This is a genomic window from Microbulbifer mixtoriginis (SeqCode) (genome assembly GCF_052466765.1).
In genome coordinates this window covers 2,318,469-2,335,934 of the sequence record NZ_CP174289.1, presented here as the reverse complement: position 1 = coordinate 2,335,934, position 17,466 = coordinate 2,318,469, and the positions used below count along the sequence as shown (strand labels likewise).

Annotated in this window: 19 protein-coding genes; 1 reads left to right on the top strand and 18 read right to left on the bottom strand. The window is 42.4% G+C overall.

From position 1 onward, the window contains the following. Positions 1–653: 653 nt before the first annotated feature. The 15 genes from ACJJIV_RS10300 to ACJJIV_RS10230 form a co-directional block, all read right to left on the bottom strand. Positions 654–1,130, bottom strand: coding sequence for a hypothetical protein (locus ACJJIV_RS10300; RefSeq protein ID WP_444891626.1), 477 nt, complete (start codon positions 1,128–1,130; stop codon positions 654–656). 896 nt (positions 1,131–2,026) lie between these two features. Further along, positions 2,027–2,416, bottom strand: coding sequence for a VOC family protein (locus tag ACJJIV_RS10295; RefSeq protein ID WP_444891625.1), 390 nt, complete (start codon positions 2,414–2,416; stop codon positions 2,027–2,029). Positions 2,417–2,491: 75 nt separating this feature from the next. Beyond that, entirely contained in the window at positions 2,492–3,118 is a 627-nt protein-coding gene (locus ACJJIV_RS10290) for a class I SAM-dependent methyltransferase (protein WP_444891624.1), read from the bottom strand. 111 nt (positions 3,119–3,229) lie between these two features. Next, complete coding sequence (locus tag ACJJIV_RS10285) at positions 3,230–3,493, bottom strand: hypothetical protein (RefSeq protein ID WP_444891623.1); 264 nt, start codon at positions 3,491–3,493, stop codon at positions 3,230–3,232. Positions 3,494–4,301: 808 nt separating this feature from the next. Next, positions 4,302–4,529 (bottom strand): nuclear transport factor 2 family protein, encoded by a 228-nt coding sequence (locus ACJJIV_RS10280; protein ID WP_444891622.1) that lies wholly within the window; start codon positions 4,527–4,529, stop codon positions 4,302–4,304. Between the two features lie 33 nt (positions 4,530–4,562). After that, the gene (locus ACJJIV_RS10275; RefSeq protein WP_444891621.1) at positions 4,563–4,700 is read right to left on the bottom strand and encodes a hypothetical protein; all 138 of its coding nucleotides are present in this window, start codon (positions 4,698–4,700) and stop codon (positions 4,563–4,565) included. 561 nt (positions 4,701–5,261) lie between these two features. Then, positions 5,262–5,627 carry a hypothetical protein gene (locus tag ACJJIV_RS10270; protein WP_444891620.1) on the bottom strand — a complete coding sequence of 122 codons (366 nt, stop codon included), beginning with the start codon at positions 5,625–5,627 and terminating at the stop codon, positions 5,262–5,264. Positions 5,628–5,692: 65 nt separating this feature from the next. Beyond that, entirely contained in the window at positions 5,693–6,184 is a 492-nt protein-coding gene (locus tag ACJJIV_RS10265; protein ID WP_252084110.1) for a GNAT family N-acetyltransferase, read from the bottom strand. A gap of 209 nt (positions 6,185–6,393) precedes the next feature. Continuing rightward, on the bottom strand, positions 6,394–6,771 hold the full coding sequence (locus ACJJIV_RS10260) for a hypothetical protein (protein ID WP_444891619.1): 378 nt from the start codon (positions 6,769–6,771) through the stop codon (positions 6,394–6,396). A 318-nt stretch (positions 6,772–7,089) separates the two neighbouring features. Further along, complete coding sequence (locus ACJJIV_RS10255; protein WP_444891618.1) at positions 7,090–7,467, bottom strand: hypothetical protein; 378 nt, start codon at positions 7,465–7,467, stop codon at positions 7,090–7,092. A 519-nt stretch (positions 7,468–7,986) separates the two neighbouring features. After that, complete coding sequence (locus ACJJIV_RS10250) at positions 7,987–8,511, bottom strand: hypothetical protein (RefSeq protein ID WP_444891617.1); 525 nt, start codon at positions 8,509–8,511, stop codon at positions 7,987–7,989. 199 nt (positions 8,512–8,710) lie between these two features. Further along, entirely contained in the window at positions 8,711–9,016 is a 306-nt protein-coding gene (locus tag ACJJIV_RS10245; RefSeq protein WP_152450515.1) for a hypothetical protein, read from the bottom strand. Positions 9,017–9,150: 134 nt separating this feature from the next. After that, complete coding sequence (locus tag ACJJIV_RS10240) at positions 9,151–9,291, bottom strand: hypothetical protein (RefSeq protein WP_444891616.1); 141 nt, start codon at positions 9,289–9,291, stop codon at positions 9,151–9,153. Beyond that, complete coding sequence (locus tag ACJJIV_RS10235; RefSeq protein ID WP_152450517.1) at positions 9,281–9,463, bottom strand: hypothetical protein; 183 nt, start codon at positions 9,461–9,463, stop codon at positions 9,281–9,283. The genes ACJJIV_RS10240 and ACJJIV_RS10235 overlap by 11 nt, the downstream gene beginning before the upstream one ends. Further along, positions 9,460–9,999: a hypothetical protein gene (locus ACJJIV_RS10230; RefSeq protein WP_444891615.1), complete on the bottom strand. Its 540-nt coding sequence runs from the start codon at positions 9,997–9,999 to the stop codon at positions 9,460–9,462. Before ACJJIV_RS10230 ends, ACJJIV_RS10235 begins: the two co-directional genes overlap by 4 nt. Before the next feature lie 1,443 nt (positions 10,000–11,442). On the opposite strand from ACJJIV_RS10230, the gene csrA reads away from it, so the two are divergent. Next, complete coding sequence (csrA, locus tag ACJJIV_RS10225) at positions 11,443–11,631, top strand: carbon storage regulator CsrA (protein WP_444891614.1); 189 nt, start codon at positions 11,443–11,445, stop codon at positions 11,629–11,631. A gap of 85 nt (positions 11,632–11,716) precedes the next feature. Here csrA and ACJJIV_RS10220 read toward each other — a convergent pair whose 3' ends face one another. From ACJJIV_RS10220 to ACJJIV_RS10210, 3 genes are all read right to left on the bottom strand, one after another. Next, positions 11,717–13,558: an NACHT domain-containing protein gene (locus tag ACJJIV_RS10220; RefSeq protein WP_444891613.1), complete on the bottom strand. Its 1,842-nt coding sequence runs from the start codon at positions 13,556–13,558 to the stop codon at positions 11,717–11,719. A gap of 281 nt (positions 13,559–13,839) precedes the next feature. Then, positions 13,840–15,612, bottom strand: a complete 1,773-nt coding sequence (locus ACJJIV_RS10215) for a bifunctional protein-serine/threonine kinase/phosphatase (RefSeq protein WP_444891612.1) — start codon at positions 15,610–15,612, stop codon at positions 13,840–13,842. A gap of 101 nt (positions 15,613–15,713) precedes the next feature. Continuing rightward, a complete protein-coding gene (locus tag ACJJIV_RS10210; RefSeq protein ID WP_444891611.1) occupies positions 15,714–17,189 on the bottom strand; it encodes a NarK family nitrate/nitrite MFS transporter in 1,476 nt (491 codons plus the stop codon). Between the last annotated feature and the right edge of the window lie 277 nt (positions 17,190–17,466).

The following is a 17,466-nucleotide window of genomic DNA, read 5'->3' as shown; positions in this document are numbered from 1 at the left end:
TAGCCCTATGGATGGCTATATTATTTTTGCCTCCCAATACTACGCTGAGAGCAAGAAACAGTAACTGAATACCTAGCATGATAAATACAGATATCTTCAGAACAAGAATGGGGTTACCGATAGTGTTTTCACATACAAGAATTACTCCAACGACGAGATAAAATACCCCGAAAGAACGTAAGATACTGATTCAATAAGAGCTAGGGGTGGCTTTTTTATGAGGAGATAATCTGTTGCCAAAGACCAATCTAATTTTTGAGCATCAGTAGGAGATAAATAGGTTGATCTTGAAGTTCTTGAGTACTTAAAATCAAGTATTGAAGGTAGTGCTTCAACCACAGTGTAAATGGAAACTAGCTAAAGCTGAAACTTACCAAGAAGGGGAAAAGAATGGATTGAATACGTGGCCGTATAAGAAGCTGATTCCGGTTAAGAGATTAAGGAAATATATTTACGTATATTTATATGAATTCCTACGTGAATCAACCTCAGAATGAATTTCTGGAACTATTAATATATCGATCCTATAAAAAAACAAAAATTTTTATTTACATTAAAGCACCTAAGCTAACTGGCGTAAAAGCTTGGCTACAATTGACAGCAAAGAATTGTAAGTATTTTTTACGCCTGAGTTTGGAAAATATTTTTATATCTTAAGAATCACATAGCCCAAGATATACTTTGCTCTTTTGCTCCTCCGCTATAGAGAGGGCGCCTATTATTTCCGATATAGAAACTAGTTCCCAAGTTGTTTCACGGATCGTTTTGTTATCTTGGGACCATTTTGATTCATCAAAACCTTCTGAATTTATAATCGCCTCTTTTAAGAAACGTATCAATTCACCACGTAACTTTACTAATACAGAGCAAAGCTGCCAAGGTTCAACTATATTTGGTTTAAAAGATTCATATTCTTCTAAAACACTTTCACTATCTTTAGTGTAGGTAGGTCTAATTAAATTAGCTTCTTCGTCTGAAAGCTTACTGAAAATATTAAAACCGGTTCGATAATTAGGGTTTCCAGTATATAGCATGCGAGCTACACCGTCGCATGGGTTAGTTGTTGAGACAACTGTTTCTTTTTTGTCTTCGTTCAATATTATAAGATGGAAACTAGTAGAAATACCCAAAATCGCTCCCTTTCAAAGTCTAACAGCGTATTCTAAAGAATAACGAATCATAACACCTTGAAATTTATTCTGGAAATAAAACTATAAAGTTCCGTTTATATAGAAGATAGAGTCTGATGATAGTATCTTCTCTAATTCCATCTGTCGTGGCAGTACCTTTATGAATAGCTTGTAAATATAATTGTTGTACCGGAAGACTCTGGACCTAATCGTTGAGGGAAAACAGTCCATTCTGAAATATATTTAGATAATTGAATAACCTATTGGTGTCTAAGACCATTTCTGCGCAATCATTGCCGTGCTTCGAGCAAGAGCTTTATTAAGTTGTAGGTTTTGAAACGAAAATATGTTCAATGAAGTCAAAGTTTTTTGAAGAAATAAGAGCATATAAATCGTCTTTTTCACCAGAACCCTCTGTAATGAAGATAAAGTAATTTTTCCCAACTTGGTTATTCAGTATTGGTGATGTGCAACTGGTATTATAGTTATGTACTACTGAAATAAAATTCTTCTTTTCCCCTTTATACATTTCTATCACTTCAAACTTAATAATCTGAAGATGTGCTGGAACATACATTAAAGATAAAAGTTTACCTTTAAATACAGACTTTGAATGTTTAATAAATTTCTGGGTATTATAAAGAGCAACTGTTTCAGGGGCAATTATACAGGCTGGTGTATTCAGGCTAATCAGTATAAAAAACTACAAGAAATTTCATAAAACAAAAACGTCATTAGCAATTGTAAATCAGCAACCACCCGCTATGCGGGTGGTTGCTGATTTCATCAATAGGGTAAGCCGGCTTAATTTGAGCACAACTTAGTGCCTTGATGAAGGCAATGTACGATATTTAAGCAACCAGTTGTGTGAATTAATGTTTGCAGGTGATAACTGGCTATTTCATTGAATGAAAACCGATATTATTTCCTTCGGTATCTTGCGCTATTGCGATAAAACCATGCTCTCCAATAGACATTTTAGGCACTACTACCTTCCCACCTGCTGGCTCGACTCTGGCCAGTTCAACAGAACAATCTTCGCTATCAAAATACGCTAGAGTGCTATTACCTCCAGCTTCAACACCCTCCATTTTACAAATTGCTCCACTTGCCCCCGGCTCTTGTTTCATTGGAAATGCCCACATCTCGGGTTGAGGGAAGTCTTTTACTTCGTCAGGATTGTCTAATCGAGTTAACTCCTGCTTGAGAACAGCTTCATAAAATGACTTTGCACGAACCATATCATTTACATAAATTTCAAACCAACAAACTGCATTTGTTTTCATTTGAGTATCCTCAGTGTTAAGTATCTAAGTATGGTTTTTATTTCTGGAGACATAACGAAGTTTTAGAAAGATCATTCATATTTTACGTGCAACAATGAAAACTACCATATCATGCATTCCATGCTGCCATATAATTTCAATGGTAAAACCAGCGTCTTGAATTTCTTTCTCTAATTCTACTTTTGTTAGGATGAAGACATCGGGCATTAAGCCCATGAATTTTCCCAGAGGCGCTAAGAGCTTAATAAACCGTATATAGGAATTACCCATACAAACGGTACTACTTACGAAAACACCACCGGGTTTGAGGATTCTAGCGGCCTCTGCCAAAACATCGCTTCTATCTGGTAGTAAGTGAATAACATTTAAACCCAACACTGCATCAAAACTTGCAGGCTCAGCATTGAATTCGGTTAATGTACCTCTGGTAAATCTAATATTATCGATGCAGGCTTCCCTGGCCTTAGTTCGACCAATCTCAAGCATATTTTCAGATATATCCACCGCTTCAATATGTTGCACATGTGGAGCGTGGCAAATCGCTGTAGTCCCTGTTCCGCAACCAAACTCCAAAATATTCATATCAGGCGTAAAGAATTTCTGAGTATCTGAGAGCTTCTTCTGATAACTTGCCTCGTCAGAAATAGGGCTCCTAGCATACTCCTCTGCTTTTCTATCCCAGAACTTCTCAGACCTAGTCATATCAGTTCCTATATAAATGCCAAGGCGTTATCGGCGCTTTTTTTTACTCCCTGACTCATAAAGCATCAAGCTTCGGACCGAAGCGTCCGACAGCCTTAACATTTTTTGTTTTTAAAACCCATTAAGGACACCCCACAACTTATCCCAACGTTCAAGCTTTTCATCAGCACTCAACAGTCTTGGCTGAATTTGAATAGGGTTGCCAAGTTGATTCACGTCTTGTAATAAATTGGAATTTACTGCTCCGCGAAGCCGACCATTTATATTGCAGCCTACGGCTAGTAGTTCATTACAAGCTTTGCAATGGTAGAAATTAGCAAGCTGATCGCCATTTTGTTTAGTTAAAATCCCATCACCAATGAAAACCACTGACATTTTCGGATCACTAATAATACGTGACGGGTTGGCTTGGCAATAATTACAATCGCAAACGCGCGGATTCAAACCATCGAGCGGTCCAGCTAACTGAACTTCAACCCGCCAACGCTTACATTTACACGATCCCTGAAAGAGCATAATAATTAGCGCCAATTACGATGAAAGATACGCTCGCCTCAATTGCCGGAGGCTACTGGCGCCTTTTTTTAGAGCTTTGGCAAAAAAGGTGACAGCAACCGCGGATCAGATTGCATGCACTTGGTACGCCCAGCATAGGCGTGAACTAATAGGGTGAAACTCCCCTGTAGGAAGATCATCATTTAATGGCATTCCATTAAATGCTAACTACCAGCGAATGGCAACTGCAACACGGTGAGATCTTAGGGGGAGGGGGCCGCTGGCAAAACTACGAATTGACGAATAGAAACATCACTTAATGCTTAGCCTAGAGACGAGGTGGTCAAGGGCACTGAAGCCATGTGATCTAATGGGTAGAGTAAATGATGAGATTGTGTGGTGAAAGTCACACCCTTATCAGGGGAGATCTGTGTAACCTGCTGATATGAAGCTTGACTCATAAGAAGGCCCAACCCACTAACTACCATCGCGGGGATAAAAAATGGTTGAACACAGCGGCACCTCGGTCAGCACTTGGGTGTTGCCTTCGATGATCATGAATCTCTGGGCGACTCTTAAGCTGATCAAGTAATTCCAGAGGAAGTTGGAGGACTTCGCCAAAATGATACCCGGAGGCGGTTTGCGTTATCGCCTCCAGTGAAACCAAGGTCCACGCAGTCCGATCGCCTCATTCACCACGCACGAGTAATTGCAGGTCTTCCGCAGTCCCTTCGATAAGGCGGCTAAGGGATTCGGCGCGCGAGATCCGACCGTCTCTTAGCGTGTACAGGCTGATTACCTTGATTGTGAGCTGTTGGCCATCTTTCGCCTTCGCGCGCACCAGATGCATATCAGCTATCCGATCGCCCTCGCCAATTACGGAAAGGTAATCGAACCTGACGGCCGAGTACTCCATTCGGAGCAAATTGATACGCGAATCGAGTTGGGATCACCCAATCGTTGTGTCGTCGATAACCTGCACGAAGTCTTCGGTAAAGTAGCGGTCGGTGACCTTAGAATCAGCGTTTGGATCACATACCGCTTTGGCCATCTCATCCAGAAAAGCTTCGGCCTGTTCACTATTCATTTTTCGATTCTTCTCCGTTCGCGTCCGGTTGTGGTCGAACGCATGGACAGACATCTACCACTGTCTAACGCTAAGGTTGACCGAGCTGTCATACAGCTCGCAAAAAATATTACAAACTAGGCGGAGCCTATCCCGCGAGTTTGATTATAGCGGCTTTGGGCCAACGCTCTGTTATGCACAAGTTGGTCCGTACAAACCTTCGATAGCGGGATGGTAGTAAAGACAACCACTGCGCTGAAGGTCGAAAGTGAATAATGCACTAGTGTTGCACTCGTTCATGAAACTCGGGTCAGAATTTCCATGGAAAGCATATACAACCCCGTTTCTGTCAATCCAGAAAGCTCTCCAAGCGTCATATGTCTCCAAGCGGAGTCTGCTGTGAATGGGTTTGTGCCTGAAGCGGAGATTAGTGAATTAGGATAGTTACCGACAAGGATCACGCAGTTGGCAGTGTAGGCCAGCATATATTTATTCTTGTACGCAGGCTGCCAGCAAGTGCAGACGAAGCGGAGCGCAGGCTGTACAGCCCGGCCAATGGCTGGAGCGAAGTCGGTGCACTTGTTATACATAGTCTGCCCACCGTCGCTGTTTACCAACCTTTTGCTTGTGCGCAGGATTATTATCAATAAATTCGGAGATACCAGATTTACTTTTAGGTAGTGCCGGGTCACTGTGATAGCCGCTACCCACAAAACGAAACCCTGCCTCCCATAATCTCTTTGCCGCTTCCCAAGCAGAAGAGTCTGCTTTTGATGGTGCTGCAAAATTACGTCCCATAAATGCCATACGATGAGCGCAATTTGGACACTTATGGATGATGTTCGAATCAGATTGATGTGCTGAGCCAGATGATGCATCCTCAATAGCTCGTCGCTTAAAGGCGACCTGACAATCGAAGCATGCAAACTTATGCAAAAACTCAGTCATAGTGTATAGCGTGTGGTGAAGGGGGGGGCTATGCAATGAACCTTTGATCTTGACTTCAAGTATCGTCATTCACTAATTTTTGAATATAAATGTTCGTCGAAGTATTGGCCATTTTTACATGACGCTTTTCGAAGAGTACCTTCATACAAATAGCCATTTTTTTCTAGGACTCTAATAGATGCACCATTCATGGAAACTACAGAAACAAATAACCGGACGAGATCTGTATATTTAAAAAGCATATCCGTAAAGACTCGAACTGCCTCAGTAGCAATTCCATTGTTCCAGAATCTCCTTCCAATCCAGTAACCCAGTTCAGCGCCGCAGCTATATTCAAGTTCACCTACCTTAGCCGATATACATCCTACAAGCTCTTTATTGTACTCAATCGCTTTTGTTAGGCTTGAACTCTCATTATTTTCAACCCACCAACGAGCATCACTCACTGTATAAGGTTGAGGTATAGCATCTGTTATATATTGCGTTACCTCATTATCATTAAGGTACAACATTAGTGAATCAATATCAGATTTTTCAAACTGTCTTAGCTTAAGCATTTTTTAGAAACTCTACCGTAGCGACTCATCAGCGACAGAAAATTAAGAAGGTGATCCTATGTGAAGGACCGTATTATATCCTTGTCAATCGTAACTATTCCTTGTACCTCAGCCTATGGGGATCAAAGATTTTATCATATTCCCCATGCCCCCTATCTTAATTACTGGGTTAAAACGGAGTGCTTAATCAATTCATTAAGCTTGTACTGTTAGTGCAATGAGCTTTCGAAATATCTAAAGGCAAATCCGATAGATATTGCAAGGAGGGCAGGTCCGAGGTTACGTCTGAATAGGCGTTTTATTTTATTAGGTGTTCGGCCGTTACGTAGGTCACTAATTAATTCATGTTTTGCATGAAAGGCACATAGAGCTGATAATACGGCGGCGACCAAAGAGTAGGTGAACTCTTCAGTAATAGGTTTATCAATACCAAGAGCGGTTCTGAGAGTAACAATACCGCCTATAAATGCCATAGCGAATGTCAAATTAGACTTTAAAAATCTGAACTCTAATTCTTGACTCAGAAGATAATGAGGACTTTGTTCTATGGGTTTATTAATAACAAATTCTTGTAATTTTTCTTTCATTACATACAACCGTCAATGGGATCTATTTACATAATAGTATCTTTACCAGTCCAATGGAATGTCCAAAACCTACAGTAAGACCTCTAGTAACAAAGCGACAGTAGTTCAGCAAGAAAGGTTCGTTCGTACCAATATTGTTAACTTAGGCCATTTGGGACTTTTTTCATAAAAAAATTATTAAAAGTATAAACACATCAAGGTTAAAGCCAAGTTTGCGATATTCAGGAATCGCATGTTCTCAAATATCACAAATAAAAACCCTGCTATTTGAGCAACGGCTGTATAGGAGCACTTAAACAATTTATTAAGTTTGTATTGTTAGTGCAATGAGCTTTCGAAATAGCTAAAGGCATAACTGATAGATATTCCAAGGAGGGAAAATCCGGGAAAATGTCTGAAAAGGCGTTTTATTTTACTAGCTGTCCGACCTTTACGTAGGTCACTAATTAATTCTTGTTGTGCGTGAAAGGCAAATACAGCTGATAATACGACGGCGGCTAAAGAATAAGTTAACCCTTCATTAATAGGTTTATCAATGCCAAGAGCGGTTTTGAGAGTAACAATACCGCCTATAAATGCCATAGCGAATGTCAAAATAGACTTTAAAAATTCGAACTCTAATTCTTGACTCAGAAGATAATGAGGGCTTTGCTCTATGGGTTTATCTTTTACTAATTCTTGTAATTTTGCTTTCATTACATACAACCGTTAACAGGATCTATTTGGATAATAGTACCTTTGCCTTCCCAATGGAATACTCAAGACTTACAGTAAATTCTGTAGCAGCAGAGCGACAGTTGCTCAGCGGAAAAGGTTCGATCGTACCAATTTTATTAGTTTAGGCCATCTGGAGCTATTTTTATAAAGTAAATTATTACAGGTATAAAGCACATCAAGGTTAAGACTAGGTTTGCGATATTCAGTACTCGCTTGCTCCTAAATATCACAAATAACAACCCTACTAACTGAGCAACGGCTGTATAAAAGAAATACAGTCCTAGTGTTCCATAAAAATTTGCTAATTCTGGAGCAATAAGGGCTGGAAAGGTCGCTACCAGCAAATATGAGATGAACCCACATAGCATCGCGATACTAAGTCTACATGCTAAATAATTTGTTCTTCCCATATTAGTTTTTAATTTTACTTCTCGCATAATGAAGCGGGTCAGACATTATAAAGCTCAATAACAGCAGGTGTAGAGGTTGATTGATTTTCTAGTAATACATATGTAATAAAAGGTCAAAACCTTTTATTGAGAATCTTACTCTTTCCATGTCTTCTGTATATTTTCCGAGGTTATTCCCATCAAGATCCCAGACATTTTCTTTGGCGAACCACGTATTTAATTCTTGATCATGACATTTGAACTGGCTTTGTGGGACTACCTTACCATTTTTTATGGTCGGCCCAAAATTCCTACATTCTGTGCCCCACCTCCACCACTTTATATCTGGCATATTTACCATGCCTTCTCTGAGGGGAACGCCAAAAACTTTGATTTCGGACTCATAGTTTTTATAAATTATATATCTAAAGCCCCACTTCCCGCCCGCCTCATAATTTACATCCCGAGTAAGTATTTCACCCGGCTCCAGGTCAGCTATATCAATACTAGGAGATAGTTCACCAGCATTTACTGGAGGCTTTAGGGCACTGCCAAACATGCCAAGTATGAATCCGATTCCAATTAGAGAGAAAGTAAGAAGGCTGAACCAAAGTAATTTCTTGCGCTTTTCCATTTGGTGTTCACTACGTATAAAAAATTAACTTCACTAAAAATGATATCGCTATTTTCTTCATTTAGTTAGCATATATAACGTCAAGGTTTTGATTGTTCTGAAGATCATTAATACTCATAGACGCTGTCGTCTTGATGGGCTGATGGCGTTCATCATCTGGATAGATCGCGGCCGCGCGCTCTATCCTTCCTAGCTATGCCTATTGCTTATCGACTTCGTTTTCCCACTCTTCTTCATAGCCTAAGGCTTCAAGGTGTGCCGAAATGGAGTTCATTATTTTTTCATTCCAAAATTCAGCTCCTTCATTCCATTGAAGCTTTACACCGTTATTTTCGTCCTCAATTGATGCATCTACCATAGCCCAAAAGAAACGACAGATATGCTCGGCTTGAGACTTGTTTAAAATAATGCCATTTTGAAGGAATTGCAGGCTAAGTTCATCATCTAACTTTTTCGCGTAGAATTCCGCGTATTCTTTTTCTTCAGGAAATTTATAAGTAATCATGGATAAGAAACAGATTCTAACCTTTGCGATAGCTAGCTATAAAATCAATCCTTAGATCTTACCGGATTTAAAGGTGGTCCAGAAGATTCAGCCTCTTCTATTTCTCGATTAACTAGAGCTACTATGTATAAGATTCATAGTTTCTGCTGGTTCTTTAATCTATTTGACTTTATGGCTGTTTCAACCTCTTTAGCTTCTTTCAATATTTTAGATTTGTTTTTCTCAACAAACTTTCTAATATCTTCCTTGCTAATCTGTTTCTCTTTAATCGTCATTTTTTCGATCTCTCATACGGTCAATTTCAGTTGGATTCGTTTGTTTTCCCGATGGTTCTTCTATTGTTGTATCCTTTGATTTCTTTTTCACTTCTTCAGCATGTTTCTTCATCTTTGATCGAATCTTATTGATTCGGTCTTTCTCTTCTTGTGAGAATTTATAGCCACTCATAATTTTTTCATCCCGACTCTTTTTCCGTGGTAAATCTCAGGCGCTGAAAATCCTTGGCTTTCGTAGTAATCAATTGCACCTTTTACTGGGTCTAACACCCAAACCTCGTCAGCACTAATCAAGTTGGCATAAACCGTAGCTCCAAAAGATAATATTGGAAAGATACCTTCTCCCAAGGGATTTGGTCTTACCGGTGTAGATTCGATAAGGTTCATTCTTACCTTTGTACCATGCTTGGATGCAAATCCATAACAAAGCCCGCAAAGTTGATTCTCAAACCAAACTGACATTTCATATCTTTTTGGCTTCTTCTGATATGCATTAAATTCTGGCTCCCAGTCCCAACTGGCTCTCGAAGATCTTAGATTAGATCCTCTCATTTCTTTCCAAGAGTCAGCCAGTCTTGCTGTCTTCAAACTAATGCCTTTTATTGATGTCTGGGGCCATGATTCCTGTGTAATAGACCAAACCTCTTCCCTGAGCGCTTGGTAGTATCCAATAACAGAAGGGTAATTGTGAAAAGCTGAATCTTCCATAGTATTTCCTATACTTAAATCAAAATATTTCCACTATATTTGAAGAGCTATTTTCTCTTAGTTGGTAAGATGCCGAAAAGTTTGATCCAGTTTCTAGATTTGCTTGGGCAGTTCATGGTGCCCAAGGTGGCTGTCGCCGTAAATTGAATCATGGTTGTATACAACACTAAGCTCTGCTGAAAACATAAGTAGAGTCAAAGCTGGAGCTTATGATTTTCAGCAGGAGCGTCCTGTTAAAGTGGATAACTACCCCTTCCACTGGTTCCTTCGAAAAAGCTTCCAATTACGATTAGAGATATTACTAGGAAAATAGTCATCCCAAGCGTTTGGTAAACATTTTGGTTGACGACGGTTTCTAATCTTTATTGGGATCTCTAGTTCATTTTCCAACGAAGCATAGTATTGCTTCATCTCGTTCTTGGTTTTAGGGTGTCGAAAATACCCCATATGGATCTCCATTAGCTACGAATTGCTAATGGAAACAAAACCCTCTTTTTAACAGTAGATTTCTATAGTTCATGCTTTCCTGCCAAAGAGCTTTAATAGTGTGCTCAACTGAAGCTGGATCATATCACTTGTCGATCAATGCCAAAATGGCAAATAACTATACTCAGAGCCGATATATCAATCGGTAAGTTATCCAGTACAGGCGAAAAAACACCTATGCAGAGATAGGAACAAGTGTACCGATTAAATGGGATTTTAAGTGCTTTATGAGAATGGCATGCGACTAAAAAGGGACAACCCTACATGTCTCACTGCAATACCTAGGCTATTGGGATATTTTCTATCGACACAAGAGAGACACATTGAGTGGCGGCTTTAATAATTAATTGCTTTTAGTTCTCACGTGAAAGCGAGTAAAGAGTAACCATCTAAACCATCACTCTTATGGATAATGCAAATTATCTAAGCTAAGGAGCATAAAAATATAGGCACAAAAATGATCTTATTGGATTTTATTCAGTTTGTTTTAGTGTCAAAGCTGCGTAAAATCGATTGATATTTATTGGTATTTTGGCCGGAATTGGGTGGCCTTTTGTGGGCCGATGACCAAAGACCAAAGGGATTCGAGAGAATCAAGATATCTAAGAGTTTTCTAAAGAACCATCCTCTCACAGGAGAACGGTAGCGTGACGTAACAGTAAGTAAAAGGCGCTGACCCAAGGTGCAGCAACACCAGGGGCCAGCTAACCAAATTGATACGCTAATTATCAAAATGGCTATATGGATCATACGCTAGAAACCCGCTCGTCTTCAATAAAGTGGAGTACATTCAGCGGCTTGGAGCGATTCCCAAAGCTCTGGGAGCGTTATGCCTGCCTTTTCTTTTTCTATGCCTACCGTTCCCGCGCACCTCCCCGTATTTCCTCACAATGTTACTTTCTCAGCCTTCTATCAGAGAAGGTTTACCTATGGTTTGAGTATCAGTAGGAAATAAATATGTTGATCTTAAAGCGCCGGACAGGTGAAAACTTAAGGATTGGGGCTAATGTTTCAGTTACAGTATTGGAGGTTAAGGGTAATCAGGTGAAGATTGGAATATGTGCTCCTAATTCCCTACCCGTTCATCGTGAAGAAGTATATAACCGTGTCCAAAAGGAACGGGGGCAGGGAAATAGAAATCGCTGATGATCTATTCTTGATTATGACAAACTCAACGTAGCGGCGCGCGCTAGCGCGTCTAGCCATAAAGTGGTGATATTGCCTTGATTCGTCATAAATGCTCGTTCAGTAGAAGGTTGGATAAATCAAACTGCTTTTCTTTGTGTTTTTCTTTTAACTGGTCAAGTTTGAATCTTGCATAGTCTACGTATGTGATTGTACTCTCACAGATACCAGATCCAATAATACGTGATTTTGTTTCTTCTCTTAGCGTAGATATATTTCTTATATTTAAACCTGACTCTGGTATGTCAAGCTGTATAAGTTCATTTTCAATCTTTCTTTGTTCAGTTGTTGCCTTATAGTTTCTTTTTTCAATGTAATTATTCATCTCTCCGTGATATAGCCGATGGAGTATAACGATGAAATTTATATGAGAATCTCTATTTACATCGCCGCGAATTGCAACTCCAACCTCTTTTTTTGAGTCATCCCACTGACGTACAATTAAGTAATCATACATTTTTGACAAAATAATTATTTTTCCATCATTTGTGCTAGGTATTGTCGCGAAGTCTAAGATAAGCTCTTCCAACCTCGGTATAACCCATTCCTGTTCCAGTAAGTCGGAGTTGATATCAAATATCATGGGTATAACATCATCTATATTATTTAAAAACGCAATTTTATTGTATATCTTGTAGCGGTTTTGATTAGCCATCCCGACTAAATATAAAGCCGTAAAGTATTCTTGAAATGATCTATGGGTAAATGTATAGCCCAAGCCATCCCTCTGCATAATACATACACTATCAAGGATGTCGGTTAAAAAATGTTTTAGATTTGTTTCAATTCCAGCTATGTGAATCGCTGACTTTAGATATTGATTGATCTCGTCTTCAGTGAAGAAGTACTTTCTGTCAGAGTAGCTAAGAATGCAAAAAGAAGATAAGAGTTTTTTAAAATCATCTAAGGGAAGGCCAGAAAATGATTTCCTCTTATACAAACTTTTTAACGAGTCATGTTTATTAAATAATGTTAAAAATGCTTGCTCATAGAATAAGTGAATCTTGTTGGGGATCTCTGCTATTTGCTCATATGTTAAGAGCATCATAGTTAATAATAGAGGGTTTCTTGCGAAACTTTTATGCTGATAATAGAGTTTATTTTCGAGGGCTTCGAGAAATTGCCGTTTTACTTGGCGGTCGTATTCTAGTTTTCCAATTAGAGTGACAGCTTTTTCTTTATCTAATGGAAGTACTTCATAGCAGAAAAATTCTTCCCATGAAGAAAACCTTGTGTCTGGTCTACTTGATATCAATATTAATATGTTGTGATAAACTCCTGAGAGATTGATAATTTCCTCTTCATATGTATCACGTAGTTCGCTGTTTATCTCATCAAAGCCATCAAAAATAAGCATTATTTTCCCTAACTTCAGAGAATATTCTAGTTGCCGTTTGGAAAAGGAAGGCTCGATTTCAGCAAGAATTGAGTGAGCGTAGTCAAGTAATTTTTCCGGTTTTTTTGTGTTTAAATGCCGAAGCTCAATGAATATTGGGATTACACCTATTGGATTATCAATTAAATCAATAAATATACTTTTACAGAATGTTGATTTTCCAGATCCGGCTGTCCCGGTTACCACTACCCTTTGATTCTTTTCGAAAGATTCTATGAAGTCTGATTCTTTTAATACATCATCTTTGGCTATTAAAAGATCTGTTCGAACATAGAAGTCTTTAATGTTTACAGGCGCTTCGCGATATAAAAGAGTTTTCGTTTTTGAGTAACGGTCATAGTTTCTTTCTAGATATTTTGTAAAGCAAGTATTCAAGTTCACACTTAATTTATCCAGAGCGTCCTTACCGATTGATTTGGCACCCTTGATAATAGGCTTGGAAAACTGTTTCACTAATTCAATAATTACCTTATTTAGAGCAATTTCACTCATTTTCTTTCCTTGTGGTCGTAACAGCGTATCTAAAAGAAACTGAATCTTATCATTTATCAATATATCTCGGGAGCAGAAAACCACTCTACTAGAAAGAACATTAAGAATCAGCATGTTGGATTGTGTGAAAAACTATTGTTCTAGTGAATGAATGGAACTCTCCAAGACCTGAGGTTTATTTTGATAAGAAATTGTCAATTAGATTCTTATATAGAGACCATGACAAAAAAATATTACGGTTGATATCAGCCTAAAGGTTATTGTGCCAAAGAGTCATACTCTCAAGCACTAGAGGAAAACAACGCCGCCACCGCCAATAAAGTAGCCACCCAAATCCCACAAAGAATCTTCCAAAACAATGAAGCATCCCCTTTTTCTGTAGGGTCTTCCCTTAGGTAATCCGGGTTGGGATTGGCCAGGTCGCGCATAAATTCCGTTAGGGTGGAGTAGCGCTGTTCCAGGTCGATACTGCATCCGCGTTCCAGGGCGCGGTCGAACCAGATGGGGACTACGGGATTAAACTGGCTGGCGTTGCGGTAGCGCAGGCGCTCGAAGTCGGCGTGGGAGCGGCAGTTTTCAATTTCTTCGCCGTAGGGCAATTCGCCGGTAAACATTTCGTAGGCAATAGTGGCCAAAGCATAGATATCGCCGCGAATACCGCTGTTGTGCCCAAGGATATAGTGGGGGTCGGAATAGCTGGCGGTGCCCAGCGCTTCTGGGTGTTCCAGGGGGCGGAAAATCTCGGCACTGCCGGCTACGTAAACTGAGCCGAAGTCGATAATTTTTACCCGCCCGTCGCCGTCGATCATGATATTGGCCGGGCGCAAATCCTGGTGAATGGTCTCCTGATTGTGGAAGGCCTGTAACCCGGTGGCAATCTCCTTAAGGATACGAAACGCCTCTGCGGGTTTAGGAAAGCGGTTGTGGGTGATCCACTGCTCCAGGGTGCTGCCCTGCACATACTCCATCAGGTAATAGAGCGCGGTGCGCGGGCGGGTCTGCCGGTGCAGGCGCACTACCTGGGGGCTGCGAATACGCAGGCCTATCCACTCCTCCTGAATAAAGCGGTCGATATAGTGGATATCATCCTCGTAATTTACCGAGGGGGTTTTCATTACCAGGATTTCCCCGGTGGCACTGTCGCGCACCAGGTACAGCTGGCTGCGCTGGGAGGAGAACAGCTCCCGTTCCACCTGGTAACCATCCAATACCATGCCCGGTTCCAATTCCGGTGGAAAGGGCAGGCGGGTAAGCTGGCGGCTGTAGTCGTCCAGGGTGGTTTGTGGCAGTGCCTTTACCTTTACCACTAGTGCGGAGAGGTTATCGTCACTGCCGTTTTCCTCGGCGAGGCGCACCAGGGTTTCCGCTGTTTCCTGTTCGCTTAGTTGGGTATCTGCCAGCAGCTCGCGCAGCAAATCCTGTTTGATAAAGTCGTGCACGCCGTCGCTGGTAATCAGCAGTACATCGTCCTTAGCCAGGCTGAGCTGGCCGTAATCCACTTGCAGGCCGGTATCCATTCCCAGCGCGCGGGATAGCATCTGCTGGCGGTGGGCCAGGGTGATGTTGTGGTCTCGGGTGAGGCATTTAAGGTTGTCACCGCGCAGGTGATAGATACGGCTGTCGCCAATATGGAAATAGTGGGCAGTGCGGGATTTAAAAATCAGGGCAGAGAAGGTGCAGAGGAAGCCCTTTTCCTGTTGGGGAAAGTCGTGGCTCTTGCGGTATAGCTTGCTGTTAATGGAGGCGAGGATTTTCTGTCCGGCGTGGGCGACAGACCAGGTATCCGGCACCTTGTAATAGTCCCGCACAAACTGCTCGGTGGCGGTGTGGCTGGCTTGGGCACCGGCTTCGGCGGAGCTGACTCCATCGGCCAGTGCGGCGACTGCGCCCAGGTATTCCTGTAAGTGTGGGCTGGCTGGCCAGTGATAGATTGCGGCATCTTCATTCTGCGGTTTGATGCCGGCACTGGTACAGAGGCCGTGGCTCAATCGCGGTGTCTGGGCTTCGGGGTTTGCCTCGGTTTCTGTTTGCACCCCGGAATTGGTTTCGCTCACAGCTTTCTCCACTCTCTTTTCGTCCCCTCAGACCAACGGCGAAAAACAAAGAAGGGCCATTGGCCCTCCTTTGCGTTTGTTGCTGGCTAACAGCTTTCCGATCACTCCACGCTGATCAGCTGCACTGTGCCATCCGGTAGCACTTCGGCGATATTGCCTTTGGGCTCTTCCAGGAACAGGCAGGCGAAGAAGATCACCGCTGCTGCGCCGCAGATAATCAGGAAGAACTGGCTGTAGCTGACATAAGACAGGGCGGTAAGGAAAGTAACCGCACCCACGTTGCCGTAGGCTCCGGCCATACCGGCGATCTGCCCGGTCATGCGACGCTTCACCAGGGGTACGACGGCGAATACGGCGCCCTCACCGGCCTGCACGAAGAAAGAGCAGCACATGGTGGCAACTACCGCAGCGGGAATCCACCAGCCGCCGTTGATCTGGCTCAGAACAAAGTAACCCACTGCCAGGCCGCCGATCAGGAACATCAGGCTGCGGCGGCGTCCCAGTTTGTCTGAGAAGTATCCACCGGTTGGGCGAGCCACCAGGTTCATAAAGGCGAAGCCAGAGGCGAGCAGGCCGGCCTTCACCGGGCTCAATCCTTCAAAGGTTTCCAGGAAGAACAGAGGCAGCATAGAAACCACGGCCAGCTCTGAGCCGAAGGTGACGAAGTAGGCCAGGTCGAGGATGGCTACCTGCTTGAAGTTGTATTTCTCCAGCTCGGGCACACCTTCGCGCAGGTGGTCTTTGTTTACATTCCAGATCATGCGGGTCTGGAAGGCGAACAGTGCTACCAGCAGTCCCCACATTGCATAGGTGGCATTCTGGCTCAGCAGGGCTACGCCGTTAGGAGACAGTTTGTAAGCCAGCGCTGCCAGTGCCAGGTACATGGGCACATTCATCAGCAGGTAGAAGTAGAAATCCCGCTTGCTGGTCACTTCCAGGCCGCCACTCTTTTTCGGCTTGAAGTAAGTGGAACCTTTAGGAGTGTTGCGGGCAACGCGGTAGTAGATGATGCCGTACAGGCCGGCGATGATGCCGGTGAGGCCCAGGGCATAGCGCCAGCCGTCTTCACCGCCGAACAGCAGGGCGAGGGTTGGCAGGGTCATGGCACCGGCAGCAGAACCGAAATTCCCCCAGCCGCCGTAAACACCTTCTGCCAGGCCGACTTGTTTGGCTGGGAACCATTCACCCACCATGCGGATACCAATGACAAAGCCGGCACCCACAAATCCCAGCAGGAAGCGGAACAGGGCCAGGGATTCATAACTGTCTGCGGTGGCAAAGCCCAAACAGATTAAAGATGAGGTCATCAGCAGCCCGCTGTACACCAGGCGCGGCCCCAATTTATCCACCAGCATACCGATAATGATACGGGCGGGGATGGTGAGTGCCACGTTGAGGATTAACAGGGCTTTTACTTGCTGGCTGGTGAGGTCGAACGCTTCCTTGATAAAGACCATCAGCGGAGCGTGGGAGAACCACACCACGAAAGTCAGGAAAAACGCAAACCAGGTAACGTGCAGCGTCTTTATTTTGGGATCGCCCCAATTAAATAAATTGAGGCCGCTGGATTGACTCATGACTATTTTCTCCGGCTTCACAGCAATTTAGAGGTGGATAGGGTCATGGCCGATAGTATTTGAGCAGCGCTACAGGGAAAGTACACAAAGGGGGTAGTTGGGTACTGAATAAAGGCTTTGCTGCTTGGTGTTAGCCCATTTGGGGTAGTGCCTTTTAAGGGGAGCTGCTGCCTATTGAATAAGGTTTACCCCTTGTTGAGTAGTCATAAAAAATCGTCTTATGAGCGGAGAGTTTTTGGGAGTAATTGTGATTACCGGGGTTTTTATGCATCTTGCT

Coding starts and splice junctions, on each gene's coding strand:
- ACJJIV_RS10295 (WP_444891625.1), bottom strand. CDS start 2,416: ATGAAAACAAATGCAGTTTGTTGGTTTGAAATTTATGTAAATGATATG.
- ACJJIV_RS10290 (WP_444891624.1), bottom strand. CDS start 3,118: ATGACTAGGTCTGAGAAGTTCTGGGATAGAAAAGCAGAGGAGTATGCT.
- ACJJIV_RS10285 (WP_444891623.1), bottom strand. CDS start 3,493: ATGTCAGTGGTTTTCATTGGTGATGGGATTTTAACTAAACAAAATGGC.
- ACJJIV_RS10280 (WP_444891622.1), bottom strand. CDS start 4,529: ATGGAGTACTCGGCCGTCAGGTTCGATTACCTTTCCGTAATTGGCGAG.
- ACJJIV_RS10275 (WP_444891621.1), bottom strand. CDS start 4,700: ATGAATAGTGAACAGGCCGAAGCTTTTCTGGATGAGATGGCCAAAGCG.
- ACJJIV_RS10270 (WP_444891620.1), bottom strand. CDS start 5,627: ATGACTGAGTTTTTGCATAAGTTTGCATGCTTCGATTGTCAGGTCGCC.
- ACJJIV_RS10265 (WP_252084110.1), bottom strand. CDS start 6,184: ATGCTTAAGCTAAGACAGTTTGAAAAATCTGATATTGATTCACTAATG.
- ACJJIV_RS10260 (WP_444891619.1), bottom strand. CDS start 6,771: ATGAAAGAAAAATTACAAGAATTTGTTATTAATAAACCCATAGAACAA.
- ACJJIV_RS10255 (WP_444891618.1), bottom strand. CDS start 7,467: ATGAAAGCAAAATTACAAGAATTAGTAAAAGATAAACCCATAGAGCAA.
- ACJJIV_RS10250 (WP_444891617.1), bottom strand. CDS start 8,511: ATGGAAAAGCGCAAGAAATTACTTTGGTTCAGCCTTCTTACTTTCTCT.
- ACJJIV_RS10245 (WP_152450515.1), bottom strand. CDS start 9,016: ATGATTACTTATAAATTTCCTGAAGAAAAAGAATACGCGGAATTCTAC.
- ACJJIV_RS10240 (WP_444891616.1), bottom strand. CDS start 9,291: ATGACGATTAAAGAGAAACAGATTAGCAAGGAAGATATTAGAAAGTTT.
- ACJJIV_RS10235 (WP_152450517.1), bottom strand. CDS start 9,463: ATGAGTGGCTATAAATTCTCACAAGAAGAGAAAGACCGAATCAATAAG.
- ACJJIV_RS10230 (WP_444891615.1), bottom strand. CDS start 9,999: ATGGAAGATTCAGCTTTTCACAATTACCCTTCTGTTATTGGATACTAC.
- csrA (WP_444891614.1), top strand. CDS start 11,443: ATGTTGATCTTAAAGCGCCGGACAGGTGAAAACTTAAGGATTGGGGCT.
- ACJJIV_RS10220 (WP_444891613.1), bottom strand. CDS start 13,558: ATGAGTGAAATTGCTCTAAATAAGGTAATTATTGAATTAGTGAAACAG.
- ACJJIV_RS10210 (WP_444891611.1), bottom strand. CDS start 17,189: ATGAGTCAATCCAGCGGCCTCAATTTATTTAATTGGGGCGATCCCAAA.